The 25,264-nt window shown below is 58.6% G+C and carries 27 protein-coding genes and 1 tRNA gene; 20 read left to right on the top strand and 8 right to left on the bottom strand.

Annotated elements, in window-relative coordinates:
• Positions 1-325: 325 nt before the first annotated feature.
• Both gad and Q5Y75_RS23470 read right to left on the bottom strand, forming a co-directional pair.
• Positions 326-1,711, bottom strand: coding sequence for a glutamate decarboxylase (gene gad / locus Q5Y75_RS23475; protein WP_306202095.1), 1,386 nt, complete (start codon positions 1,709-1,711; stop codon positions 326-328).
• Positions 1,708-3,135, bottom strand: coding sequence for an amino acid permease (locus Q5Y75_RS23470; RefSeq protein WP_306202093.1), 1,428 nt, complete (start codon positions 3,133-3,135; stop codon positions 1,708-1,710). The genes gad and Q5Y75_RS23470 overlap by 4 nt, the downstream gene beginning before the upstream one ends.
• A gap of 510 nt (positions 3,136-3,645) precedes the next feature.
• On the opposite strand from Q5Y75_RS23470, the gene Q5Y75_RS23465 reads away from it, so the two are divergent.
• The 7 genes from Q5Y75_RS23465 (at position 3,646) to Q5Y75_RS23435 (ending at position 8,992) form a co-directional block, all read left to right on the top strand.
• On the top strand, positions 3,646-4,527 hold the full coding sequence (locus Q5Y75_RS23465; protein ID WP_510769692.1) for an SUMF1/EgtB/PvdO family nonheme iron enzyme: 882 nt from the start codon (positions 3,646-3,648) through the stop codon (positions 4,525-4,527).
• Complete coding sequence (locus Q5Y75_RS23460) at positions 4,524-4,970, top strand: LysR family transcriptional regulator (protein WP_306202088.1); 447 nt, start codon at positions 4,524-4,526, stop codon at positions 4,968-4,970. Before Q5Y75_RS23465 ends, Q5Y75_RS23460 begins: the two co-directional genes overlap by 4 nt.
• Positions 4,971-5,024: 54 nt before the next feature.
• Positions 5,025-5,333, top strand: a complete 309-nt coding sequence (locus Q5Y75_RS23455; protein ID WP_306202087.1) for a hypothetical protein — start codon at positions 5,025-5,027, stop codon at positions 5,331-5,333.
• Between the two features lie 12 nt (positions 5,334-5,345).
• Positions 5,346-5,531, top strand: coding sequence for a hypothetical protein (locus tag Q5Y75_RS23450; RefSeq protein WP_306202085.1), 186 nt, complete (start codon positions 5,346-5,348; stop codon positions 5,529-5,531).
• A 46-nt stretch (positions 5,532-5,577) separates the two neighbouring features.
• A complete protein-coding gene (locus Q5Y75_RS23445) occupies positions 5,578-6,438 on the top strand; it encodes a sulfatase-like hydrolase/transferase (RefSeq protein ID WP_306202083.1) in 861 nt (286 codons plus the stop codon).
• Positions 6,439-6,602: 164 nt separating this feature from the next.
• The gene (locus Q5Y75_RS23440; RefSeq protein WP_306202081.1) at positions 6,603-6,965 is read left to right on the top strand and encodes a hypothetical protein; all 363 of its coding nucleotides are present in this window, start codon (positions 6,603-6,605) and stop codon (positions 6,963-6,965) included.
• A 449-nt stretch (positions 6,966-7,414) separates the two neighbouring features.
• Positions 7,415-8,992: an APC family permease gene (locus Q5Y75_RS23435; protein WP_306202078.1), complete on the top strand. Its 1,578-nt coding sequence runs from the start codon at positions 7,415-7,417 to the stop codon at positions 8,990-8,992.
• 216 nt (positions 8,993-9,208) lie between these two features.
• Here Q5Y75_RS23435 and Q5Y75_RS23430 read toward each other — a convergent pair whose 3' ends face one another.
• The 6 genes from Q5Y75_RS23430 to Q5Y75_RS23405 form a co-directional block, all read right to left on the bottom strand.
• A complete protein-coding gene (locus Q5Y75_RS23430; protein WP_306202076.1) occupies positions 9,209-9,958 on the bottom strand; it encodes a proteasome-type protease in 750 nt (249 codons plus the stop codon).
• Between the two features lie 11 nt (positions 9,959-9,969).
• Entirely contained in the window at positions 9,970-10,767 is a 798-nt protein-coding gene (locus Q5Y75_RS23425) for a transglutaminase family protein (protein WP_306202073.1), read from the bottom strand.
• 3 nt (positions 10,768-10,770) lie between these two features.
• A complete protein-coding gene (locus Q5Y75_RS23420) occupies positions 10,771-11,712 on the bottom strand; it encodes an alpha-E domain-containing protein (protein WP_306202071.1) in 942 nt (313 codons plus the stop codon).
• A gap of 3 nt (positions 11,713-11,715) precedes the next feature.
• Positions 11,716-13,134 carry a circularly permuted type 2 ATP-grasp protein gene (locus Q5Y75_RS23415; RefSeq protein ID WP_306202069.1) on the bottom strand — a complete coding sequence of 473 codons (1,419 nt, stop codon included), beginning with the start codon at positions 13,132-13,134 and terminating at the stop codon, positions 11,716-11,718.
• 254 nt (positions 13,135-13,388) lie between these two features.
• A tRNA-Ser gene (locus tag Q5Y75_RS23410) sits at positions 13,389-13,478 on the bottom strand.
• A gap of 324 nt (positions 13,479-13,802) precedes the next feature.
• Complete coding sequence (locus Q5Y75_RS23405) at positions 13,803-13,991, bottom strand: hypothetical protein (RefSeq protein ID WP_306202067.1); 189 nt, start codon at positions 13,989-13,991, stop codon at positions 13,803-13,805.
• Between the two features lie 374 nt (positions 13,992-14,365).
• On the opposite strand from Q5Y75_RS23405, the gene rplO reads away from it, so the two are divergent.
• From rplO to Q5Y75_RS23340, 13 genes are all read left to right on the top strand, one after another.
• Entirely contained in the window at positions 14,366-14,839 is a 474-nt protein-coding gene (rplO, locus tag Q5Y75_RS23400) for a 50S ribosomal protein L15 (protein ID WP_306202065.1), read from the top strand.
• Positions 14,840-14,949: 110 nt separating this feature from the next.
• Positions 14,950-16,314: a preprotein translocase subunit SecY gene (gene secY, locus Q5Y75_RS23395; RefSeq protein ID WP_306202063.1), complete on the top strand. Its 1,365-nt coding sequence runs from the start codon at positions 14,950-14,952 to the stop codon at positions 16,312-16,314.
• Positions 16,311-16,886: an adenylate kinase gene (locus Q5Y75_RS23390; protein ID WP_306202061.1), complete on the top strand. Its 576-nt coding sequence runs from the start codon at positions 16,311-16,313 to the stop codon at positions 16,884-16,886. Before secY ends, Q5Y75_RS23390 begins: the two co-directional genes overlap by 4 nt.
• A 198-nt stretch (positions 16,887-17,084) precedes the next feature.
• Entirely contained in the window at positions 17,085-17,453 is a 369-nt protein-coding gene (gene rpsM / locus Q5Y75_RS23385) for a 30S ribosomal protein S13 (protein WP_306202059.1), read from the top strand.
• Between the two features lie 15 nt (positions 17,454-17,468).
• Entirely contained in the window at positions 17,469-17,858 is a 390-nt protein-coding gene (gene rpsK / locus Q5Y75_RS23380) for a 30S ribosomal protein S11 (protein WP_306202057.1), read from the top strand.
• A gap of 115 nt (positions 17,859-17,973) precedes the next feature.
• On the top strand, positions 17,974-18,990 hold the full coding sequence (locus Q5Y75_RS23375; protein WP_306202055.1) for a DNA-directed RNA polymerase subunit alpha: 1,017 nt from the start codon (positions 17,974-17,976) through the stop codon (positions 18,988-18,990).
• A gap of 118 nt (positions 18,991-19,108) precedes the next feature.
• Positions 19,109-19,528 carry a 50S ribosomal protein L17 gene (gene rplQ / locus Q5Y75_RS23370; RefSeq protein WP_306202053.1) on the top strand — a complete coding sequence of 140 codons (420 nt, stop codon included), beginning with the start codon at positions 19,109-19,111 and terminating at the stop codon, positions 19,526-19,528.
• A gap of 146 nt (positions 19,529-19,674) precedes the next feature.
• On the top strand, positions 19,675-21,057 hold the full coding sequence (locus Q5Y75_RS23365; RefSeq protein WP_306202051.1) for a trypsin-like peptidase domain-containing protein: 1,383 nt from the start codon (positions 19,675-19,677) through the stop codon (positions 21,055-21,057).
• 3 nt (positions 21,058-21,060) lie between these two features.
• Positions 21,061-22,374 (top strand): replication-associated recombination protein A, encoded by a 1,314-nt coding sequence (locus tag Q5Y75_RS23360; protein ID WP_306202050.1) that lies wholly within the window; start codon positions 21,061-21,063, stop codon positions 22,372-22,374.
• A gap of 31 nt (positions 22,375-22,405) precedes the next feature.
• Complete coding sequence (gene crcB, locus Q5Y75_RS23355) at positions 22,406-22,786, top strand: fluoride efflux transporter CrcB (protein WP_306202048.1); 381 nt, start codon at positions 22,406-22,408, stop codon at positions 22,784-22,786.
• Positions 22,783-23,826, top strand: a complete 1,044-nt coding sequence (locus Q5Y75_RS23350; protein ID WP_306202047.1) for an RluA family pseudouridine synthase — start codon at positions 22,783-22,785, stop codon at positions 23,824-23,826. Before crcB ends, Q5Y75_RS23350 begins: the two co-directional genes overlap by 4 nt.
• A complete protein-coding gene (locus Q5Y75_RS23345) occupies positions 23,823-24,506 on the top strand; it encodes an HAD-IA family hydrolase (protein WP_306202046.1) in 684 nt (227 codons plus the stop codon). Before Q5Y75_RS23350 ends, Q5Y75_RS23345 begins: the two co-directional genes overlap by 4 nt.
• The gene (locus Q5Y75_RS23340) at positions 24,499-25,206 is read left to right on the top strand and encodes an ATP12 family chaperone protein (RefSeq protein WP_306202044.1); all 708 of its coding nucleotides are present in this window, start codon (positions 24,499-24,501) and stop codon (positions 25,204-25,206) included. Before Q5Y75_RS23345 ends, Q5Y75_RS23340 begins: the two co-directional genes overlap by 8 nt.
• Positions 25,207-25,264 lie beyond the last annotated feature (58 nt).

Here is a 25,264-nt window from a genome sequence, read left to right as displayed (position 1 = left end):
ATCTCTCCCCGAGCCAATCAACATCAAGGTCGGCTTCCACGGGACTCTTCGGCCATTCAATTTTGGGCGTTCGCTAGCGCAGTATCTGCTTGCAATCGTGGCACAGGCATTGTTGCGATACACTGCTTGTAACCCTTGAGGCCAGTCGCACGCATTGTTTGGGTGGAAACTGAAACCGCACTTTCGCTGCAGGTGGCTCCTGATCAAAGGGGTCGTCACGCCTCAGACGTGAGTTACGCAACAACGCCCGTTTGACAATTGTCAGGTCAGGGGGTGTCTATTCCATCAAAGCCGGAACCGGGCTTTCTACAGGAGGATGCGCGCCTCAGACATGCGCAAAGCCGCCCGAATTGTCGTTAGCTTGCGCGCTCGAATTCTGCTCCAGCTTCTCTATCACTTTGGTCAAGTCCGCGAGAAGCATCTCTCCCATGTCGTAGCTAAAGCCCTCGCGCACAACGATACGCAACACATGAATGTTCTCGGCACCCTCTGGCATAGAATATGCGGGCACCTGCCATCCATACGCCCGCAGGCGGTCTGACACGTCATATACGCTGTAATTTTCAGGGTTTTTCACTTTGAACGCAAACACGGGAATTGCACTGCCGTCGCTCAGCAACTCAAACGGCCCTATCTGCGCAATGCGCGCTGACAGTTGTTGCGCGATACTGCTTAGGCTCTCCATAACCTGTTTGTACCCATTCCGACCCAGTCGCAGAAAGTTATAGTACTGGCCCACGATTTGGTTGCCGGGGCGTGAGAAATTCAGCGTGAAGGTGGGCATATCGCCCCCCAGGTAATTGACGTGGAAAATCAGATCTTCCGGAAGCTCCGACTTGTCGCGCCAGACAACCCAGCCAACTCCGGGATAGACCAGCCCGTATTTGTGCCCGGATACGTTAATCGATTTGACGAGCGGTAGCCGGAAGTCCCACTCCAGTTTCGGTTGTAGGAATGGCGCGACAAAGCCACCGCTTGCCGCATCGACATGCAGCGGAACCTCAAAGCCGGTACTGGCATTGGAGGTAACCAGTGCATCATGCACTTCCTTGATCGGTTCATATTCACCGGTGAAGGTGGTGCCCAGAATCGCAACAATGCCGATCGTGTCCTCGTCGATCTTGGAAATCGTGTCTTCCGGGTCGATCACATAGCGATCCGGTGCCATCGGGACATAGCGCGGCTCAACATCCCAATAACGACAGAACTTTTCCCAAACCACTTGCACGTTCGTGCCCAGGATCAGGTTCGGCTTGTCTGTCGGTTTGCCTTTGGCCCGCTGGCGCGCGCGCCAGTTCCATTTCATCGCCATACCAGCAAGCATCACGGCCTCGCTCGATCCGATGGCCGATGATCCCGTCGCCTCGCTCGACGCGTTGAACAGGTTCGCGACGATCTTGATGCAGCGTTCCTCGATCATCGCCGTATTGGGATACTCATCCTTGTCGATCATGTTCTTGTCGAAGGTTTCCGACATCAGGCGTTGTGCCTGCGGCTCCATCCAGGTGGTCACGAAGGTGGCGAGGTTCAGACGCGCGTTACCGTCCAGCATGAGTTCATCATGGATCAGGCGATAAGCGGAATCCGCGTCCATCTCATCTTCGGGCAGCGTGAATTTGGGAATGGGTTCGCGCATGAAACGTCCGCCATAGGCCGGTGTCAGGACCGACGCAGACTCCGAATGAGACGAGGGGCTTCGTTCTTTGGTCATGATTCTTCCTTTGTTGTCGCTTGCAAAGCCCCTTTGGAAACCCAACCAGGGCGACGGGCCGCGTAAATGAGTAATGGCGCGGACGAGACAAGAAGAACGCCAATCGCCATCATCAGCTCGAATGACAGGGTGGACAGCGCTCCGACGGCTGGCGGGATAAACCCGATCGCAAAACAAGCGAGCGCCGCAAGTAACCCGAGCCCGGCTGTGATCCACATCCCCGCATTGCCGCCCGGAACTCGGTAGGCGCGCGGGACTTCAGGATGTGTATATCGAAGACGAATGGCCGCTGCGTACATCAGCACGTACATCAGCGAGTAGATCAGAACCGCGATCGAAGTCAGGATCAGAAAGGCTGTGTTGACATCGTCTACCAGCAGGAACGACATGGCTATCAACGAGATCAATAGCGCCTGCACAATCAGGAGGTTCGTCGGCACGCCCTTGCCGTTGACCTTTTGCGCCCAGGTCGGGAGGTAGCCCGCTTGCCCTGCCGCAAGTATTCCCTTGACCGGCCCCACGATCCAGGTGCTGACCTGACCCGCCGCACCAAGCGCCACAAGCACTGCGGCAATCGGCGTTAGCCACACAAGGCCAAAATGCTCGAAAAACGCGGAAAAAGCCTGCATTGCGCCGTTGATCTGGTCGATCGACGCCACCGGCAATATCGCCGCGACCGCAAGACCACCCAGCAATGTCAGCACAAACCCAATGAATGCCGCACTGAATACCGCCAACGGATAGGTACGGTGGACATTTTTGACCTCGCGGGCGTGGCTCGCTGAAACCTCGACCCCCACAAATCCGAAGATAAAGCTGAGGAAGAGGGTCAGATTGCCGGTTTCGCTGATCGATGGCACCCAGTTTTTGAGGGTAAGTGCTGTGTCGATTTGCAACGGGTTTCCTGAACGCGCATATGCAAGACCCAAGATAATCAGAACAGTTGTAGGCAGTAAGACACCAATGGACACCGCCACGCTGCTGATTATGCCGGAGCTTTTCGAGCCGTGAAAATTTGCCAGCGTCGCGCCCCAATAGACAACAAGGATGACCGCAACGATGAAGTACTTGTTTGCGCCCAGGGCGGGATCAAGCGCGTAGGCAAGCGATGCTGCGACATAGGCGACGATGGACGTAATGCCAAAGATGCTTTGGGCCCATTGCAGCCACACTGCTAGAAATCCCGCACGAGACCCAAAGGCGGCCTCAACCCAGTGAAAGACGCCATTTTTGGGCCAACCCGTCGCAAGCTCTGCCGAAACAAGTGCGACGGGGATTAGATAGACAACAATTGTGATGGCGTTGAAGACGACCATTTTCATGCCGGTCTGCGCCATCATTGGCATATTCCGTAATGTCAGAAACAAAGCGGCGGTGATCAATGTCAAAGTGATGACACCAATCTGGTGTTTGGTCTCAGTCAACGAAAGTGCCCTACCTGGTCAGGCTCTGTTTTGCCCAAGTTCAGATCTAATAGGTCGTTTATACATTCCGACGCTCTCACCTAAACATGTTTCCTATCTAACAAAAACGCAACATTTTCCGCCCGTTGGTGATTTTTCGCATGTGTCGGACGCTAACAGACCGTTTGGCTGCGCCGAGGTAATCTGCGCGTACGCGCCCGGACATCGGCTCTGCTCCGAACGCGAAACTCTAAAAGGAGTCGAGTTCTTTCCAACCCTAGGTGATCTACCTTTGAGATGACCGACGATCATTCAGATGCTGAGTCCGAGAGCATCAAAAGCCAAAACGTGCGACACGGCCTGAGGGTTGCTCAGGTTTGGGGTTCGGCTTTAAACTGCCTTGTCAGGCTCGCTGGGCAGGTCTGAGTTTATAAGCCATATAGTCTGGAAAGTTGTCGAGATTTGATCGCCCCTGGCGCCCGAAAATCAGAATGTTGTTCACCTCGAACCGGGCGTCAGCTTGACGCCGCGATGCCGACGGCTTTTGCAAAAAGAGCTTCGCCGCGCTTGGAAGGTACCGCGGAAATCCCGGGCGGGCGGCCGATTGTGGGCACCGGTTGGCCCATCATCCCCGATGATGGCGAAGAACTGCGCAAGGCGAGCGTTCTGAAGCCCTATGGCGTTGGAGTGAAGACGGTTACCAACGCGCAGTTTCAGGCCTTTGTTGATGACACCGGCTATGTCACCGAGGCAGAGCACATCGGCTGGTCCTTTGTGTTTTGGCTGAACGTGCCGCGCGGCGTCGCGGACCCTTTGGGGGTGGACGGGATCGAATGGTGGCGCCGGGTCGACGGTGCGAATTGGCGTGACATCAACGGGCCAGGGTCAAAGGATGCCGCCTGGCATCCCGATCATCCTGTTGTGCAAGTGTCCTGGAATGACGCCCGCGCTTATGCCGCCTGGGCGGGCGGGCGTCTGCCGACCGAAGCCGAATGGGAACACGCCGCGCGCGGAGGCCTGGGCGATGTGCCCTATCCCTGGGGCAGCGCCGAGCCCGACGACACCAGCCATTTCCCCTGCAACATTTGGCAGGGGAGGTTTCCGCATCAGAACACCGCTGCGGATGGCTATCTGACAACAGCGTCAGCCTGGTCGTTCGACCCCAACGGCTATGGGATGTTCAATATGGTCGGCAATGTCTGGGAATGGACCGCGGACCCGTTCCGCATACCTTCGCTGAAGAAGGCGGTACGCGAGCGGCTGAAGACCATGAAGGGATACCGCGTTCTCAAAGGCGGGTCCTTCCTGTGCCACTCCACCTATTGCTGGCGCTACCGGATTGCGGCCCGGTCGGGGAATTCACCCGACAGCGCCACGACCCATCAGGGCTTTCGCGTGGCGTTCGACATATGACAGCGAAACCCGCCGTTGATCTGAGGTTGCTGGCCTATTTCCACAAGACCGCAGAGATCGGCAACATCATCAGCGCGGCGGCGGCGCTCAATGTCGCGCAGCCCACGCTGTCGAAAGCGATCCAGCAACTAGAGCGGCAACTGGCTGTCACGCTCTTCCAACGCTCGCCGACCGGCGTGGTGTTGACGCAAAAGGGCGAGCAGTTGCTGCGACACACAAGGTTAGTGCTGGCGCAGGTCTCTGACGCGGTCGAAGAGAGCGAGGCGCTGCGCAGCGGCACGGCAGGCCGCGTGCGCATCGGGGCGGGGCGTTTGACGTCACCTATGACGTCTTTCCCTATATCTGGTCGCATGGTGGCGGCATATTCCGCAATCAGAAAGAGGGCGATTTCACCATCACCATCAACAGCCCCGAAACGCTTGCAGGGATGGAGACCTATATGAACCTCGCCTCCGAGGTGGGGCATCCCTCGACCGCAGGTCAACGTTATCCAGAACATGGCCACCGGCAAGGCCGGGCATATCATGTCGGTGCTTGCACCGGGCCTTTTTGATGATCCGAACCAGTCTGCCATTGTGGGCAAGGTCAACTACGCTGCTACCCCTGCCGGGGACGGGTTTGCGGCGGCCACGCCTTTGGGTCACTGGCTGGCGGGCGTTCCCAAAAACACCGATGAAGAGCGTAAGAAGGCCGCGCTCGCTTTTTTGACCTGGTTCCAGTCGGGCGAGACGCAAGAGGCCTATGCGCGGGCCGAGGCCGCCCCTGTCAGCCGCGTGGTGCTGGAAGGGCCGATGTCGTACACATAGGAATTCCGCTGGATGAAGGCGCTGGCAGATGCGATCCCGACCGCCGGTCTGATCTCCCTGATCCCGGAATCCAGCCAGGTGCTGGCGGTGACCGAACTGCGCCTCAACGAGGCTACGCCCAGGAAAACACCATCGCCTTCACCGAAATGGCCGCCGCATCGACCCTTTCGATCCTGCCTGCCTTTGTCCTTATGTTGATCGCGCAACGCTTCATCGTCAGCGGTCGCGCTTCCGGAGCCATCAAATGAGAACCATCTTCCTGCTGGTTGACAGCCTCAACCGGCACATGCTTGGCCCTTATGGAGGCGATACCGTGCTGACGCCGAATTTCGACCGGCTGGCCGCCCGCAGCGCGACCTTTAACCAGCATTATGTCGGCTCGATGCCCTGCATGCCAGCCCGGCGCGACATCCTGACCGCGCGCATGAGCTTCCCGCACAGCAGTTGGGGACCGATTGAGCCCTTCGACAACACTTTCACCGAAATACTGACCGAGGAGAAAGTTGTCTACAGCCATCTGGCAACCGATCATTTTCACTATTGGGAGAATGGTGGCGCCACCTATCACAACCGCTATTCCGGCTATGATCAGGTGCGCGAGCAGGAGGGCGACCGCTGGAATTCCGTAGTTGATCAGGATTGGGATGACCTGAGCCAAAGGTTTCATCAGAGCCAATTTGCGACCAACCGTTACGACAAGCCGGCCAATATGCTCAACCGCGAGCGCATTCGCCGGGAAGAGGACTTCCCCTCGGCGCGGACGGTGGAGTGTGGGCTGGACTTCATGCGGCGCAATGCGGAAAACGCCTTGGATTGGAGTTGTTTTTGCCGTCGAAACCGAGGCCTGCGCGTCCGCCGGGGGCGTGCTGATGCCGCCGGTCATGGGAGCCACCGCCTTCCTCATGGCGTCTTTCTGGAGACCTCCTATGCCAATGTCATCATCGCTGCGGCGATCCCTTCGCTGCTATTCTATTTTGGTCTGTTCGTTCAGCTTGACGCCTATGCCGCGCGTAAGGGGCTGAAGGCGTTGCAGGATGACGAAGCCCCGAAATTTTCTCAGGTGTTTCGCGAAGGGTGGCAGTACATCATCGTTTTGCGGTTCTGATCTTCATGCTGCTGGTTTGGCGGCAAGAGAAACTGGCCCCGTTTTACGCCACAGCATTGCTATTGATCATCAACTAGGTTGTCCAGTTGACCCGGCTGTCATGAGTAGGGCTGGTACAGCTGGCAGCCTCAATCGGTCGTTCGCTGGCGGAACTGGTTGCGCTTTTGCTGGGTGTTGGCCTGATCGTGGGATCGTTCTCGGCCACAGGACTGGCGGGAACGCTGGTGAATGATCTGGTTTTCCTTGCAGGCAATGCGGTGCTGCCTTTGTTGATCATGGGCGCCGTCACCGCCTTCATCTTTGGCATGGGGATGCGCCAGATTTTCAACGAGACCACGGGAACGGATCGTCACATGCTGGTCTTTGAGGGCGCAAACTACAATGCCGCGGCCCCGATTGAAAGCTGGCAGCCATCAGACAAGGTCGCGTTCACACTGTTCTTTCACTATGGCGACGCCGCTTGGGATACCAACCGGATGAACAAATCACCCAGCATTTCGTCATGGCTTTTCTGGATCTTCATTTGAAAGGGGATGAGGCAAAGGCCGCCTACCTGGATCTGAGCCCCAGAGCCGCCGACGGGGTCGTGTCTTTGAACGACGACGGGACATCAAAGGACGATCATACTTACTGGACAGGTTTTGCCCCGCGAACCGCCCTGGGGCTGACGTTGGAGACGCTTGAGGAAGGGCAAAGAAACTAGGCGCGAACAAGTCGGAAGGCGTCGACAGAGGCACCACGCACCGATCGTCTGCATGCACTGGTAGCGACGCTTTGTTGGCGCTGTGGTCGACCTGACCATCTGGTTTGATGCAGAGATTTCTTGGCGTTCTGACCGTTAGGCAGTAGCGTTCGGGACATGCTATGAGATCCGGCAGATATCGCAGCCGGGTCCCTTGGCTCGAACAGATTAACCGGACCGGCAGCTACGGCTGTTTAGCGAGATGGTTGGAAGCGGGTTCAGGTTATGGCGCAGATGAAGCGTGAAATAGGTCTGCTCGGTCTGACGTTCATTTCGGTCGGCGGCATCATGGGGTCTGGATGGTTGTTGGGGCCGCTGCTGGCGGTGCAACAGGCGGGACCCGCTGCCGTTATTTCCTGGGTTATCGGCGCAGCGGCGATGTTCATTCTGGCAATGACCTTCGCCGAAATCTCGGCAATGCTGCCGATCCCTGGCGGCATCGCGCGCGTGCCACAGTTTTCGCATGGCAACATCGTTTCCATGGCGATGGGGTGGAGCGCATGGATCGGTTACAACACCGCAGCACCGATCGAAGTTCAGGCGATGTTAAAGTATCTGGCCCCTTACGCGCAGTGGCTGCACGATACCAACACCGGAAAACTAACAGGCAGCGGTACGGTGGTGGCTCTGTTTCTCATGCTGCTGTTTGTTATCATCAACGCGTTTGGCGTTAAGTTCTTTACGCGTGTGAATACCGCCTTCACATGGGTTAAGATCGGCATTCCCGTTCTGTTGTCGATCGCTTTGGTCGTGACCCGGTTTGAGGGCGCGAATTTTAGCAATACTGGCGGCTTTGCCCCCTACGGGGTCCAGGGTGTTCTGGCGGCTGTGTCAACGGGTGGCGTGATCTTCTCCTTTATAGGATTTCGGCATGTGGTCGACATGGCTGGTGAAGCCCGAAACCCGAAATTCACCATCCCGACCGCGCTTGTCCTGTCGATCCTGCTCTGTGCCGCTATCTACCTCGGCCTGCAAATTGCTTTCATCGGCGCGCTGGATGCCGAAGCGCTCAGCAAGGGATGGGCCGCGATGAGTTTCGGCAATGAAGGTCCGTTGGACGGCATCATCCTCTCCGTCGGAATCGTCTGGTTCATGGGGCTGCTCAACATGGGTTCCATCATCGGACCTTTCGGCAATGGCCTGGTTGCCACGGGCTCGAACGCACGGATCACGTTGGCTTTGTCCAAGAACGGTTTTCTGCCAGCGCTGCTGCAGAAATTGTCGTCACTGGGCATTCCGCTCTGGGCACTTGCGCTGAACTTTCTGATCGGCGTCCTGTTCTTGTTGACGATACCGTTCGAAGACGTCATCGCATTAAACGGCGCTGCGATCGTCCTGTCCTTTGCAGTTGGGCCGATTGCGGTCGTGTGTCTGCGCGATCTGCTGCCAGATCACCCTCGTTCCATCCGAATCCCAGCGGTTCGCCTGGTTGCACTCACAGCCTTCATCATCGCAACCATGATCGTGTATTGGAGCGGCTGGCACACGGTGTGGCGCCTCGGCTTCGCCTTGTTGGTGGGGTTGGCGTTTTTGCTGATCAGATTCTCCGGAAAACTGAGCGAGATGGAGACCGCTCAGGCACTGTGGTTGATCCCGTATTTCGTTGGAATCGGCCTGATCTCGTATTTCGGACAATTCGGGGAAGGTGCCCAAAAACTCATCCCCTTTGGCTGGGATGTTGCAGTCTGCGCTGTGTTTGCGGCGGTGGTTTTTAGGCTGGCGGTGCGATCCGCGTTGCCGCAAAGTCAGTTCGACGCCTATATTGCCGAAGAAGAAATCCTGGATCTTGTGCGACCCGTGATCGAGTATTAGTCAGTCAGCCCCGGCATCTGGTGGATCAGGTTCGCAGTAAAACTGCCCGGCTTTGTGGTACGGTTTTTGCAGGTTTGTTCGCGGTGCGCGAGACGGTTCAGCCTATCAAACGCAAGCTGCTGCACGACAGCCGGCCAATGCGCTCCACGTCGTTCCGATCCTTTATTTGCAATGCAGGTTGGGAGCCAATATCGGATACGTGAACAGAGCCTTCATTCAATCGCTTGTCCCTGATTCCATGCTGTATTTTGGCAGTCTGGACAAAGCGGATTTCAGTGCGTCGCCCCAGCCCTCGGAAATAGTCCGGAAATACGGATCATCCGCTTCGAAGCTTGTGCGTTGGCCTGCTTCGAGGCTGCCTTCATCATAAAGCAGTAGATCAAGCGGGGCTCCGACAGACAGGTTGGCTTTGATCGTCGAGTCGAAACTGACAAGCAAGAGTCTGACAGTCTCTGGAAAGCTCATTTCGGGATCATAGGCGCGCACCAATATCGGTCGGCCATATTTGGTCTCTCCGATCTGAAAGAACGGGGTGTCGTCGCCAGCCTCAATGAAGTTGCCTTCGGGATAGATCAAAAACAGGCGCGAGGGTCCGCCCTTGATCTGCCCGCCCAGAATAAGCGTGGCATGAAAAGCACTGTCGGCCTGCTGACCCAGCCGCCCATGCTTCGCAATAACGTCGCTCAGGGTGTCCGCCACCAGTTGCGCGACCTGAAACATTGTCGGTGCTTCAAGGATGGACGGCGCGCGATCCTCGGGCGCTTTGGTCCGTTCTTCCAGCAGGCTGACCGTGGCCTGTGTCGTTGCCAGATTACCGGCGGTCAAAAGGGTAATCGACCGTTCGCCTTCCACAGACCAGTTGAACATCTTGTTGAAGGTAGAGATATTGTCTACGCCTGCATTCGTGCGCGTATCGGACATAAAAACCAGTCCGCGGTTCAGCCGCATCCCCACAGCATAGGTCATGGTCGTCTCCGTTACTGCTGTGCGACCTGCAACTCCACTTTCAATTGCTCGCCCGCTGTCCCCATTCTGTTTCCTATTACCGGGGCGGCTTGCGCATAGTCCAGACCAGTTGCGACTCGAACATATCGATCGTCAGGAGAAATTCCGTTTGAGATGTCGAAACCAACCCAGCCCAGCCCGTCCAGATGCACTTCGGCCCAGGCATGGGTGGCGTCCTGCAACTCGGTTTCGTTCATCATCAGATAGCCCGAGACATAGCGCGCGGGCAAACCAGCCTGGCGGGCGCAGCTGATAAAAACATGGGTATGGTCCTGACACACGCCGCAACCCGCTTCGATAGCGTCTTCGGCGCTCCAGTCAGGATCAGAGCTTCCGATCTCATACTTCACATGCTCTCGAATGCTCTCAGACAATGCATGCATCTGTTCAAGAGGTTCGCCTTGGGGCAAATTCCTTACCAGTTCAGCAACACCTTTTCCCGGCTTGGTCTGCTGTGTGCTGCGCTTGAAGAGCCACAGCGGGATAGACCCTTCGTGGCGCCCCAGGATGCCATTAGTATCTTCGACTTCGACGCTGCCTTCGGAGATCAGCGTGACGCTTTGGGTATTCGTCTCGAAACTGATCAATTCGACCGTGTTGCGGTGGTAGTCTTCAAAGCTCAGTTCTTTGCGTCCGCCGATGATCTCGGTGCTCCAGCTCATGATGCTCTGATTGCGAAAGGATTTGGGTGTTTTCCTCAGTTGCTGAAGCCCGAAGGGTACGGGCGCGTCGAAATCGTATCTGGTTTCGTGTCTAATATGCAGTTTCATTTGCTACTCATAAAACCGGTAGTCAATTTCGATCTGGCGGCTCAGGCTGGAGAGATCGTTGAGAAAATCCTGGATATACTCATGCAGGCCGAATTCGAAGATGCCGGAAATCGGCTGGTCAAGGTACTTCTCGTAAAGCGCATTGGACGCCTCACATGAAGGCCCCGAAAAGCCATAATCCTTCTTGAGATAGGACAGGTTTTCCTGAAGCTTTCGACAACAGAAATGAAGGCTGCGCGGCATGCGCTGGTCCAGAATGAGAAATTGAGCGATGTCGGACGGGCTTGTTTTCTGCCCGTGCGTTATCCGATACCCGCCACCCGCACCCACCGACCGCAGAATGCTCTCCCACTGGATGTTGTCCAGAGAAGACCCGACCGCAAATGCCGTGGGCAACAGGACGTAATACTTAACATCCAGAATGCGCCCGGTGTTGTCCGCGCGTTCGACAAAAGTGCCGATGCGCGTAAAGTCAAACATGTCATTGCGGAGCATGGTGCCAAGTGTGGCTCCACGAACCAGAGCCGCCTGTTGGCGGATCAGTTCGAGCATCCCGGGCAAGTCCCGCTCGTTCACGCGGCGTTTCGTTGCCGCGTCGATTTTCATCCAAGTGGCGTTCACCGCGTTCCAGACATCATGGGTCAGAGCCGTCCGCACAAGGCGCGCGTTATCTCTGGCTTGCTTGATCACAGATTTTACCGAGGATGGGTTATCCGCATCACGCAGAATCCAATCCACCGAGTTGTCTCTGGTGACCTCTTCGTATTTGGCGAGATATGCATCAAGCACGCCAGCCGTTTTCAGTACGGATCCCCATTCCTCGACCGAGTTCTGGGTGCGCGTCAATGCCATCCGCTGACCGGTTTCCAGCAATCTGGCCGTGTTTTCCGCCCTTTCCAGGTACCTGGACATCCAGAACAGCCCACCAGCAGTTTTTCCCAGCATGGCTTAGTCCTCCAGCACCCAGGTGTCTTTGGTCCCGCCGCCCTGACTGGAATTTACCACCAGCGACCCTTTCTTAAGCGCGACCCGGGTTAACCCGCCCGGCGTGATTTTGATCCCATCCGGAGAAACCAGAACAAAGGGACGCAAATCAACATGTCTTGGCGCCAATCCGGATCGCGTGAAAATCGGAACGGTCGACAATGACAACGTGGGCTGCGCGATGTAGTTCGATGGCCGCGACTTGAGTTTGTCCCGGAATGCGGCAATTTCTTTCTTGCTGGCCGTCGGACCAATCAGCATCCCATAGCCCCCGGAACCATGTACCTCCTTCACCACAAGTTCGGACAGATTATCGAGAACGTAGGCACGAGACTCGGGATCGCTGCATCTCCAGGTCGGCACGTTTTTCAGAAGGGGTTTTTCGCCCGTATAGAATTCAACGATTTCAGGCATGTAAGAATAAATCGCCTTGTCATCGGCGATGCCCGTGCCCGGTGCGTTGGCGATCGTGATCCCCCCGGCACGATACACGTCCAGGATGCCAGGAACGCCGAGTGCGCTGTCTGGATTAAAGTTCAAAGGATCCAGGAAATCGTCATCAACCCGACGATACAGGACGTCAATGGGCCGGTACCCACGGGTGGTGCGCATACAGACACGCCCGTCGACGACGCGCAGATCATGTCCTTCGACAAGCTCCACAGCCATCTGGTCCGCAAGGAACGCGTGCTCGTAATATGCCGAGTTATAAATTCCGGGGGTCAGCACCGCGACAGTGGGCTCTCCTTCGGCGCAGTCCGGAGCGCATGCAGCAAGAGAACGCCTCAGGTTTCGCGGATAGTCCGAAACATTCCGGACGTTAGTGGCACTGAACAACTCGGGGAACATCTTCAGCATCGTTTCCCGATTTTCGAGCATATAGCTGACGCCCGAAGGGGTGCGCGCGTTGTCTTCCAGCACATAGAACTCGTCGGGCCCGGTGCGCACCAGATCGATGCCAACAATATGTGTATAGACCTGACCAGGTGGTGAAACGCCCAGCATCTGCGGCAGGAACGCTTCGTTTTCAGCGATCATTGCCGCAGGCACCCTCCCTGCTCGGACAATTTCCTGACGGTGGTAGATATCGTGGAGAAAGGCGTTAATCGCCCGGACCCGCTGTTCGATACCACGCTCCAGGCGCTGCCACTCCCGCGCAGAAATCACACGCGGCACGATATCAAACGGTATCAACCTCTCCTCTGCCTCGGCTTTGCCGTAGACGTTGAAGGTGATGCCAGTCAGCCTGAACACTTCCTCCGCTTCGCGTTGTTTGGATCTGAGCCGTGACGCATCTTCTGCATTGAACCAGCGGCCTATCTCTTCGAATGGACCTCTTAATGATCCATCACCTTCGAACATTTCATCAAAGTATTCATTCATGCGAGGAGTTTGACAAACAAATCAGAGTTTTCAAGGAAAACGCTCTCGCGAGCCCGAGGACCTTGAGAAAAACGACTATTTTTTTGGCTATGATGTAAAGCCCAGGGCGACGCGTTCTGTTTTCCTGACCAGCTAGACGCGATTTTCTGGACTGGTTGGTGCTTAATCAGGCAATTGGTAGAACAAGATAAATCAACAAAAACAGGCCCATAAGGGTTTGCAAACAATGATCAGGATTGAGCAAAAATTATAGGTGGCGGAGACGAAGGGATTCGAACCCTCGAGACGGTTTCCCGCCTACTCCCTTAGCAGGGGAGCGCCTTCGACCACTCGGCCACGTCTCCGCCGACGGGTATATCCGTGCAAACGACGGAAATACAAGGGCAATTCCACTAAGGGTGCATTTTTTTGCGCGACAGTGCGAAGCCGTTGAAATAGAAGGGAATAGCGTCGAGCAAAGCTGGAATTGACCGGATGTTCGCCGCTCACCAGCGCCTGATTGGCCGTCGGAGATCTCCTCGATTGCGCGTTTCTGTCCGTTAGATTCAGATGCGCGCTGACCTTGCAAGGCGTTTTCCCTGCGGGAGTGACGAGTGTGAGGAGTGGCCAGGTGGTCGTGGGCGGAACACGCTCCGGAGCCTTGTCAAAGACCTGCCGGCGCGCCGAACTCAGACGTACCACAGCCAGATATAAATGTTGGTAATCATCAGCGTCAGGATTATGATCGGGAAGGCGATCTTGATGAAGGCGATGAATCCGATCGGTTGCTTGGCCTTTTCGGCGAAGGCCGCCACGGTCAGGTTGGCGCCTGCGTCCAGCAGCGTGCCGTTACCGCCCAGACAGGCCCCCCGCCCCAACTACCACCAGAGCGTTCGATCAAGCCCGCTCCGCCGAACGTGTCGGCGGTGGATTCGATCAGCGGGATCATGATGGTGACAAAAGGAGTGTTGTCCAGAATGGTCGAGAGGTTATCCGTGCTGACTGTATTGGTCGCTCAACATGACAAGCCAATGGACCACCGGTCACTTAGCCCAGCCTCATAGAACAAGTCAGTTGCGCTTGGCTTTGTTTGGAGCGGGGCACCTGCCAGCATTGAAAACCGGGTGTTGCGTCATTGGCGGATTAGGACTATGCACGCGCGGTGGTCGAACAGCCACGGGAATCAAAACCAGGAAATGCCGTGGTTGACCCATTCCGCTTCGGGGGTCACATCCGGCTTAGGAGAAGCGAAATGAAATTGCATGAACTGCGCGACAATGCTGGCGCAACTAAACCCCGCAAACGTGTTGGCCGTGGTCCCGGTTCGGGCACCGGTAAAACTGGTGGCCGGGGTATCAAAGGTCAGAAATCCCGTTCGGGTGTGGCTATCAATGGCTATGAGGGTGGCCAGATGCCGCTCTATCAGCGCCTGCCCAAGCGTGGCTTCAACAAGCCCAACCGCAAGGCATTTGCCGTTGTAAACCTGGGCCTGATCCAGAAATTCGTCGATGCCGGCAAGCTGGACGCCGAGGCGGCTATCACCGAGGACGCGCTGGTTTCCAGCGGTCTGGTGCGTCGCAAGCTGGACGGTGTTCGCATCCTCGCCAAAGGCGAGATCTCGGCCAAGGTGAACCTGGAAGTGACCGGCGCGTCCAAGGCTGCGGTTGAAGCAGTCGAAAAAGCGGGCGGCTCACTTAAGGTCACAAACGCTGCCGCGGCAGAGTAACCGCTTGTGAGCGGGCTCAGACCCGCTTACATAGTGCCTCAAGTTTTCCAAAGACGCCGCCCGAGCCGGAAAACGGTTCCGGGCGGCGTTTTCACAAGAGAGTCCGATTAATGGTATCAGCAGCAGAACAAATGGCGGCCAACACAAGCTGGTCCGCCCTTGGCAAAGCCACCGATCTGCGCAACCGCATCCTGTTCACGCTTGGCCTTCTGATTGTCTATCGTCTTGGCACCTTCATTCCGGTGCCCGGCATTGATGGTGCGGCGTTGCAGCAGTTCATGGAGCAGGCGGGGCAGGGCATCGGCGGAATGGTTTCGATGTTCACTGGCGGGGCGCTGGGGCGCATGGGCATCTTTGCCCTTGGCATCATGCCCTACATCTCGGCCTCGATTATCGTTCAGTTGTTGACCGCCATGGTGCCTTCGCTTGAGCAGCTCAAGAAAGAGGGCGAACAGGGCCGCAAGAAGATCAACCAGTATACACGATACGGAACGGTGGCGCTGGCCACGGTGCAGGCCTACGGTCTTGCCGTGTCGCTGGAAGCGGGCGATCTGGCCACCGAACCGGGGCTTTATTTCCGGCTGGCGACCATGATTACGTTGGTTGGTGGCACCATGTTCCTGATGTGGCTGGGTGAGCAGATCACTGCGCGCGGCATCGGTAACGGTATCTCGCTGATCATCTTTGTCGGCATCATCGCCGAGGTTCCCGCCGCTCTGGCGCAGTTCCTGGCCTCGGGCCGCTCCGGCGCGCTGAGCCCTGCCGTGATCATCGCGGTGATCCTAATGGTGATCGTAACCATCACCTTCGTGGTGTTCATGGAGCGCGCCCTACGCAAGATCCATATCCAATATCCGCGCCGCCAGGTGGGGATGAAAGTTTATGATGGCGGCTCCTCGCACCTGCCGGTCAAGGTCAACCCGTCGGGCGTGATCCCCGCGATCTTTGCCAGCTCGTTGTTGCTGCTGCCGGTCACGATTTCGACTTTCTCATCCGGCGCTGCCAGCGGACCTGTGATGTCCTGGCTTCTGGCCAATTTCGGACCGGGACAGCCGCTCTACCTGCTGTTCTTCGCGTCGATGATTATCTTCTTCGCCTATTTTTACACGTTCAACGTGGCCTTCAAGCCCGATGACGTGGCCGATAACCTGAAGAAGCAGAACGGGTTCATTCCGGGTATCCGCCCCGGCAAGAAGACCTCCGAGTATCTCGAATATGTGGTGAACCGCGTGCTGGTTCTGGGCTCGGGATATCTGGCGCTGGTCTGCCTGCTGCCTGAAGTTCTGCGCGGTCAATTCGCGATTCCGTTCTATTTCGGCGGCACCTCGGTACTGATTATTGTCTCTGTGACCATGGATACGATCCAGCAGGTTCAGAGCCATCTGCTTGCGCATCAATATGAGGGGCTTATCGAAAAGTCCCAGCTGCGTGGCAAAAGCAAGAAACGCAGCAGGAAGGGACCCTCGCGTCGATGAACATAATACTATTGGGCCCGCCGGGTGCGGGCAAAGGCACCCAGGCGCAGCATCTGGTCGAGACGCGCGGCATGGTCCAACTCAGCACTGGCGACATGTTGCGCGCCGCGCGCACCAGCGGCACCGAGATGGGCAAGAAAGTTGCCGAAATCATGGATGCAGGCAAACTGGTCACCGACGAGATTGTCATCGGCCTGATTGAGGAGCAGCTGACGACGCAAAAAGGCGCTGGTTTCATCTTCGACGGGTTCCCGCGCACATTGGCGCAGGCCGATGCGCTGGCGGCTCTTCTGACCAAGCTGGGTCAGTCGCTGCATACCGTTATTGAAATGCGCGTCGATGACGAGACCCTGGTGCAGCGCATCGTCAACCGTGCGGAACAAGCGCGTGCCGCCGGTCAGCCGGTACGGGCGGATGACAATGCAGAAAGCGTGCGTGTGCGCCTGATGGAATACTACAGAAAGACCTCACCGCTGATCGGTTACTACTATGCCAAGGGCGACCTCCGCCCGGTCAACGGACTGGCCGAGATCAAGGAAGTGACGGCGTCGATTGAGGCGATTCTGGGTTAAGGACAAGCGGGGGTTGACGATCCCCGCAAAAGCCTCTACCCACCCCCATCCCTTAGGGGACATGATTCCTTCGGGCAGATTCGTTTGTCCAAAGACCACCTCGAAAAATGCTGGACCCTCTGGCGGCACTGCCACGGTAAAGCGTTGTGAAAAAAGGTTCCGGAACTACGGAACCGCAACGAAAAAGGAAAGTGACACGTGGCACGTATTGCCGGCGTAAACATCCCCACTGCAAAGCGGGTCCCTATCGCCCTCACCTACATCACCGGAATCGGCAACACCTCGGCCAACGCGATCTGCGAAGCCGTGGGCATTGAAGCGCATCGTCGCGTCAATGAGCTCAGCGATGCCGAGGTACTGGCCATTCGCGAACATATCGACGCCAATTACAGCGTCGAAGGCGACCTGCGCCGCGAAGTGCAGATGAACATCAAGCGCCTGATGGATCTGGGCTGCTATCGTGGCCTGCGCCACCGTCGCAACCTGCCGGTCCGCGGTCAGCGCACCCACACCAACGCTCGCACCCGCAAAGGCCCCGCAAAGGCAATTGCTGGTAAGAAGAAATAAGGGAGGGTCTGACCGATGGCACGCGACAAGACACGCATCAAGCGCAAAGAGCGCAAGAACATCGCATCGGGCGTTGCCCATGTGAACTCTACCTTCAACAATACCAAGATCCTGATCTCGGACGTGCAGGGCAACGCGATCTCGTGGTCGTCTGCTGGCACCATGGGCTTCAAAGGATCGCGGAAATCGACGCCTTACGCGGCTCAGCTGGCTGCCGAAGATGCGGGCAAAAAAGCCCAGGATCACGGTGTCAAGACGCTGGAAGTCGAAGTACAGGGCCCCGGTTCGGGCCGTGAATCGGCACTGCGCGCGCTGGCTGCCGTGGGCTTCAACATCACGTCGATCCGTGACGTGACGCCGATTGCGCATAACGGCTGCCGCCCGCCGAAGCGCCGCCGCGTCTAAGCGACAGAATTACCCGCTGGGGCCCGTGTTTTCGCGCGGCCCCAGTCCGTCATTTTAAGCCTCGGGCGTCTGCACCTTGTTGGTCATGGGGCGCAGACAGGAATGGAGGAAATACATGATCCATAAAAATTGGGCAGAACTGATCAAGCCAACGCAGCTTGATGTCAAGCCGGGCAACGACCCCGCGCGCCAGGCCACCGTTGTGGCCGAACCGCTGGAGCGTGGCTTTGGCCTGACCTTGGGCAACGCACTGCGCCGCATCCTGATGAGCTCGCTGCAGGGCGCCGCTGTGACCAGCGTTCAGATCGACAACGTTCTGCATGAATTCTCCAGCGTTGCCGGTGTGCGCGAAGACGTCACCGACATCATCCTGAACCTCAAGGGCGTGTCCCTGCGCATGGAAGTCGAAGGCCCCAAGCGCCTGTCGATCAATGCCAAGGGTCCCGCCGTTGTCACCGCTGGTGACATCAGCGAAAGCGCCGGGATCGAGGTTCTGAACCGCGAGCACGTTATCTGCCACCTCGATGATGGTGCGGACCTGTTCATGGAGCTGACCGTCAACACCGGCAAAGGCTATGTCTCGTCCGAGAAGAACAAGCCCGAGGATGCGCCTATCGGCCTGATCCCGATCGACGCTATCTATTCGCCGGTCAAGAAAGTGTCCTATGACGTGCAGCCGACCCGTGAGGGGCAGGTTCTGGATTATGACAAACTGACCATGAAGATCGAAACCGATGGTTCGATCACGCCGGATGATGCCGTGGCTTTTGCCGCGCGCATCCTGCAGGATCAGCTGTCGATCTTCGTCAACTTCGACGAGCCGGAATCGGCTGGCCGCCAGGACGAGGACGATGGTCTGGAGTTCAACCCGCTGCTGCTGAAGAAAGTGGACGAGTTGGAACTGTCGGTCCGGTCTGCAAACTGCCTGAAGAACGACAACATCGTCTATATCGGCGACCTGATCCAGAAGACCGAAGCCGAGATGCTGCGCACCCCGAACTTCGGTCGCAAGTCGCTGAACGAGATCAAAGAAGTGCTGTCCGGCATGGGTCTGCACCTCGGCATGGATGTCGAGGATTGGCCGCCCGACAACATCGAAGATCTGGCCAAGAAATTCGAAGACGCGTTTTAAGCGCGTCTTCCCCAATGCCCGGACCTCCGGGGAACACACGGGCAATGATGCCCCAAGGAGAGCCCCTGACACGCATCGAGGGCCAGACAAAGCAAAAGTCGAAAGAAGGAACTAGAAAATGCGTCACGCACGTGGTTACCGCCGCCTGAACCGGACACATGAGCACCGCAAAGCTCTGTTCTCCAACATGGCTGGCTCGCTCATCGAGCATGAACAGATCAAGACAACGCTGCCCAAGGCCAAGGAACTGCGCCCGATCATCGAAAAGATGATCACGCTGGCCAAACGCGGCGACCTGCACGCGCGCCGTCAGGCCGCGTCAAAGCTGAAAGAGGACAAGGACGTCGCCAAGCTGTTCGACGTTCTGGGTCCGCGCTACAAGGACCGTCAGGGCGGCTATGTCCGCATCTTGAAAGCCGGTTTCCGCTATGGCGACATGGCCCCGATGGCGATCATCGAATTCGTTGACCGCGATCAGGACGCCAAAGGCGCGGCCGACAAGGCTCGCGTTGCCGCCGAAGAGGCTGCCGAAGAATAAATCACCCCAACGGGAGTGATGTCGGAACCCCGTGCCCTTGGCGCGGGGTTTTTCGTTGTGCCATGGCCAGCACGCCAGCCGGGTAGCTTGCAATCCGTCCACCCCCGGCGCATATCGCTGGGACGATGCATGATACGAGGTCAGGAATGCTGCGCGCGCTGCTTACCGTTTTCTTGCTGGTCCCGGCCTCACTGGCGGTCGCCGAGACACGCGTTCCGGCGACGCAATCCGAGATTTCGCTGGGCTTTGCCCCGGTGGTCAAGCAGGCCGCCCCGGCGGTGGTCAACATCTATGCCAAGATCATCCGGCAGGGCCGCGCGAGCCCGCTGTTTTCCGACCCGTTCTTTCGCGACTTCTTTCAGGGTCGCACCGCACCGCGCAAACGGGTCGAAAACTCACTCGGCTCCGGCGTGATCCTGACCGGCGACGGTTATGTGGTCTCTAATTATCACGTGGTTGGCATGGCGACCGAAATCCGGGTCGTCACCACCGACCGGCGTGAGTTCGAGGCTATGGTGGTTCTGGGCGACAGCGAGAGCGACATTGCCATCCTGAAGCTGTCCGAGGCACAGGGGCTGCCCAGTCTTTCCTTGCGCGATTCCGATCAGGTTGAGGTGGGCGAGTTGGCGCTGGCCATCGGCAACCCGTTTGGTGTGGGCCAGACCGTGAGCAGCGGTATCGTCTCTGGGCTGGCGCGTTCAGGCACCGCGACCGGCAATGCGCGGGGGTATTTTCTGCAGACCGATGCGCCGATCAATCCGGGCAACTCGGGCGGCGCGCTGGTGGACGTAAATGGTGATCTGATCGGTATCAATACCTCGATCCTGACCCGCTCTGGCGGCTCGAACGGCATCGGCTTTGCCATACCGGCCAATCTGGTGGCGGAATTCCTGCGCCAGGCGCAAGATGGCGCGACCGAGTTTCAGCAACCCTGGGCCGGGATGTCGGGCCAGCAGATGACCGCCGATATTGCTGAGTTGCTGGGGCTGCATCTGCCGGGTGGGTTTGTCGTTTCGAACATGCACAGGCTCAGCCCATTTGCTGAAGCAGGGTTCAAGCCCGGCGATGTTATCACCCATATGGACGGGCAGGAGGTCAACTCGCCGCCCGAGATGAAATTCCGCATGGCGGTGGCCGGCATTGGCGGCACAGCGCGGGTCACACGCTATCGTGGCGGTGCTTCCCAAGAGGTGGATGTGGCCATGATGCTGGCGCCTGATGAGCCCCCTGCGGAGCAGACCGCGCTCGACGACCGCACCATATTGCCCGGTCTGATCGTGGCGCGCGCCAATCCGGCGGTGATCGCACGCATGGCGCTGTCAGTGTCGACCGAAGGGGTTGTCGTGCTTGATCCCGGCTGGAATGGCAACCGCGCGGGACTGCGTCGGGGCGATATCCTGCTGAACGTCAATGATCGTCAGATCGAGACACCAAGCGACGTGCGCCGCGCTCTGACCGATCCGGGCCGATGGGTGAATATGCTGCTAGAACGGCAGGGCCAGCGCATGTCGCTGCGCTTCCGGCTTTAGCGCATGGCTGATCTGTTCGACACCGGCGCGGCCGCGCCCGACCACGCGATGCCCCGGCCACTGGCCGACCGGCTCCGGCCGCAGACCCTGAGCGAGGTGGTAGGGCAGGACCAGGTATTGGGTCCAGAGGCACCGCTGGGTGTGATGCTGGCCTCGGGCGCGTTATCGAGCCTGATCCTCTGGGGGCCGCCCGGTGTGGGCAAAACCACCATCGCACGGCTGCTTGCACAAGAGACCGATCTGCATTTCGTGCAGATCAGCGCTATCTTCACCGGGGTGCACGACCTGAAGAAAGTGTTCGAAGCCGCCAAGCTGCGGCGCCAAAACGGCAAGGGCACGCTGCTATTCGTCGACGAGATTCACCGTTTCAACAAGGCGCAGCAGGACGGGTTCCTGCCGCATATGGAGGACGGCACCATCCTGCTGGTGGGCGCGACCACCGAAAACCCGTCTTTTGAGCTGAACGCGGCGCTGCTCAGCCGGGCGCAGGTGCTGGTGCTGGAGCGGCTCGACGGCGCGCAGCTTGAACGGCTGATCGAACGGGCCGAACAGGATTTGGGCACTGCGTTACCCCTGACGGCAGAGGCGCGGCGCGCCCTGCTGGAGATGGCGGATGGTGATGGCCGCGCGCTGCTCAATCTGGTGGAACAGATCGCGGCCTGGCGTGTTGATGCGCCGCTCGACCCGGATGCGCTGTCGGCGCGGCTGATGCGGCGGGCGGCGAGATACGACAAATCCGGTGACGAGCATTACAACCTGATCTCGGCGCTGCACAAATCGGTGCGCGGTTCTGATCCCGATGCGGCGCTCTACTGGTTGGCGCGGATGCTGACGGGGGGTGAAGACCCGCGCTATCTGGCGCGCCGGATCACCCGTATGGCGGTCGAAGATATCGGGCTGGCTGACCCACAGGCGCAGTCGATCTGCCTGCATGCCTGGGAGGTTTATGAGCGGCTGGGCAGCCCCGAGGGCGAGCTGGCGCTGGCGCAGGCGGTGGTCTATCTGGCACTCGCACCGAAATCGAACGGGGCCTATGTGGGCTACAAGGCGGCGATGCGGCTGGCCAGGAAGACCGGCAGCGAACCGCCACCCAAGCACATTCTGAACGCGCCGACCGCGCTGATGAAAGAGCAGGGATACGGCGCGGGCTATGATTACGACCACGACGCCGAAGACGGGTTTTCCGGGCAGAATTACTTTCCGGACGGGGTTGAGCGGTCAGAACTCTATCAGCCGGTCGAACGCGGTTTTGAGCGCGAGTTGAAAAAGCGACTGGATTATTTCGCGAACCTGCGCGCGAAGCGCCGCGAAACTTGACATCCCGGCCCGTGCGCGCGACAGACCGCGCATGTTATCTTCGCTTTTTCATGTGGCCCTCGGTGGCGCAATTGGGGCTTCGCTGCGCTTCCTGACCGGAGTGGGCCTGTTCCGTGCCTTTGGCCCGCAGGAATTCCCTGTGGCGATCCTGCTGGTCAATGTCATCGGCTCGTTTGTGATGGGGTTTTTCGTGGTGACCGCAGCGCAGCGCGGGCTGACGCATCTTAACCCATTCATCATGACCGGTATCATGGGCGGGTTCACCACGTTTTCTGCGTTTTCGCTGGAGGCAGTCTCGCTCTATGAGCGGGGCGCGTTTGGTCATGCGGCGCTGTATGTGGCGCTGTCTGTCGGATTGTCGATCGGGGCGCTGATGCTTGGCCTCTACCTGGCACGAGAGATGTGGACATGAGCGGCGTTCAACTGATCACGGTGGGCGAGGACGAAGGCGATCAGCGGCTGGATCGCTGGCTGCGGCGCATGTTCCCGCATGTCAGCCAGGGCCGTATCGAGAAGATGTGCCGCAAGGGCGAGCTGCGGGTTGAGGGCGGGCGGGTCAAGGCCTCGACCCGGCTGGAGGTCGGCCAGACCGTGCGGGTGCCGCCGCTGCCGGAGGCCGATCACAAACCCGCCGACGTCAAACCGCGTATCTCTGACGCGGATGCCAAGATGATCCAGTCCTGCGTGATCTACCGCGACGATCACATAGTAGCGCTGAACAAGCCGCCGGGCTTGCCGGTGCAGGGTGGCAGCGGGCAGACCCGGCATGTGGACGGCTTGGGCGAAGCGCTGCGGTTCGGTTATGATGAAAACCCACGCCTCGTGCACCGGCTGGACAAGGATACCTCGGGCGTGTTGCTGCTGGCGCGGACCCGCGAGGCGGCGAAATCCCTAACTGCTGCCTTCCGTCACCGCAACACGCGCAAGATTTACTGGGGTCTGGTTGCAGGCGTTCCAACCCCCTATCTGGGCGAGATCAAGGCCGGTCTGGTCAAGGCGGGCGGGCATGGCACCAAGGGTGAGGGTGAAAAGATGATCATCGTCCACCCCAGCGAAATTGCCGACACACCTGGCGCCAAGCGCGCGCATACGCTCTATGCCACGCTCTACCGTGTCGCCAGCCGGGCGGCCTGGGTCGCGATGGAGCCGCTCACCGGGCGCACCCATCAGCTGCGCGCGCATATGGCCGGGATGGGGCATCCGATCATCGGTGACGGCAAATATGGCGGTTCAGGGCAAGAGAATCTGGGTGATGGCTGGGGCGCGCAATTGGGCGGTATCATCAGCAAAAAGCTGCATCTGCACGCGCGCCGACTGGCGTTCGAACATCCGGTGACACGCAAGCCGGTCTCGATAACCGCGCCTTTGCCCGAGCATATGAAAGACAGCTGGGACACCCTGGGCTGGACCGAGGATCTGGCCGCGGATGACCCGTTCGAGACGCTGCAATGAGCGCGCCGCTGCGCCTGATCCTGTTCGATGTGGATGGCACGCTGGTTGACAGTCAGGCCACCATCTTTGCGGCGATGCGCGCGGCCTTCAGCGCCGCAGGCTTGGAAACGCCTACGCGCCCGGCCTTGTTGTCTGGCGTCGGCCTGTCGCTGCCGGTGCTGATGAAGATGCTGGTCCCCGAAGCGGATGAACGCACCCAGGACCAACTCGTCACCGGGTATAAAGAGGCCTACCACGATCTGCGCCTCACGCAAGGTGCGGCGCATTCGCCGCTTTATCCCGGCGCACGCGGTCTGCTGGAACAGTTGAGCGAGACGCCTGATGTTCTGCTGGGCGTCGCCACCGGCAAATCCAAGCGCGGCTTGGACCAACTGATCGAGGCGCATGGGCTGGAGCGGATGTTCGTGACCCGGCAGGTGGCGGATCACCATCCGTCCAAACCCCACCCGTCGATGATCGACACGGCGCGGTCCGAGATAGGCGCCTCGCAGGGTGATACGGTTATGATCGGTGATACCAGTTTTGACATGCAAATGGCCGAAGCGGCAGGCGTCGCCGGTATCGGGGTTACCTGGGGATATCATCCCCGCGATGCACTGGGATCGGCGCAGCACATGGTTGAAGATTTTGCTCAATTGGCGGGCGTGTTGAACAAATTCTGGACGGTGGATCATGAGTGAGTGGGCAGCCAAGCGGTTCTGGACGGACAGCGCCGTGGTCGCGATGCAGGACGGTTTTCGTGTCGAGTTGGACGGGCGGGGCGTCAGAACACCGGCGAAGGCCGTGCTGATTCTGCCCACGCGCGCGATGGCCGACGCGGTGGCCCTGGAATGGGACGCGCAGGACGGCCGTATCGATCCGACCTCGATGCCGGTCACACGGTCTGCCAACGCGGCTATCGACAAGGTGCGCGTTCAACATGCCGAGGTCGCGGATATGCTGGCGGCTTATGGCGATACCGATCTGGTCTGTTATCGCGCAGCGCATCCCCAGGGGCTTGCCGAGCGGCAGGCGCAGGCCTGGGACCCGGTGCTGGATTGGGCCGCTGACACGCTCAATGCCCGCCTGACCGCGCTGCAAGGCGTCGTTCACAGCCCGCAACCCGACCAGGCGCTGACCTCGCTTTCAGACCGGGTTCACGCGCTGGATGCGTTCCAATTGGCGGCGTTTCATGACCTTGTTAGCATTTCAGGCTCCTTGTTGCTGGGCTTTGCGGCGGCCATGGACTGGCGCGAAGCCGAAGAAATCTGGCACCTGTCGCGGATCGACGAGCGCTGGCAGGAAGAGCAGTGGGGCAGCGATGACGAGGCCACCGCACACGCAGAGATAAAGCGCCATGCGTTTTTGCACGCGAAACGCTTCTTCGACCTTTCAGCCTGAGATTACATGACCGATCCGGTTGCCTGACCCAGGGGCAACATGGGCCTTTGCGTATTTA

The organism is Ruegeria discodermiae (assembly GCF_030758345.1).
GTDB lineage: Bacteria > Pseudomonadota > Alphaproteobacteria > Rhodobacterales > Rhodobacteraceae > Ruegeria_C.
This window is presented reverse-complemented; position numbering and strand designations above follow the sequence as displayed.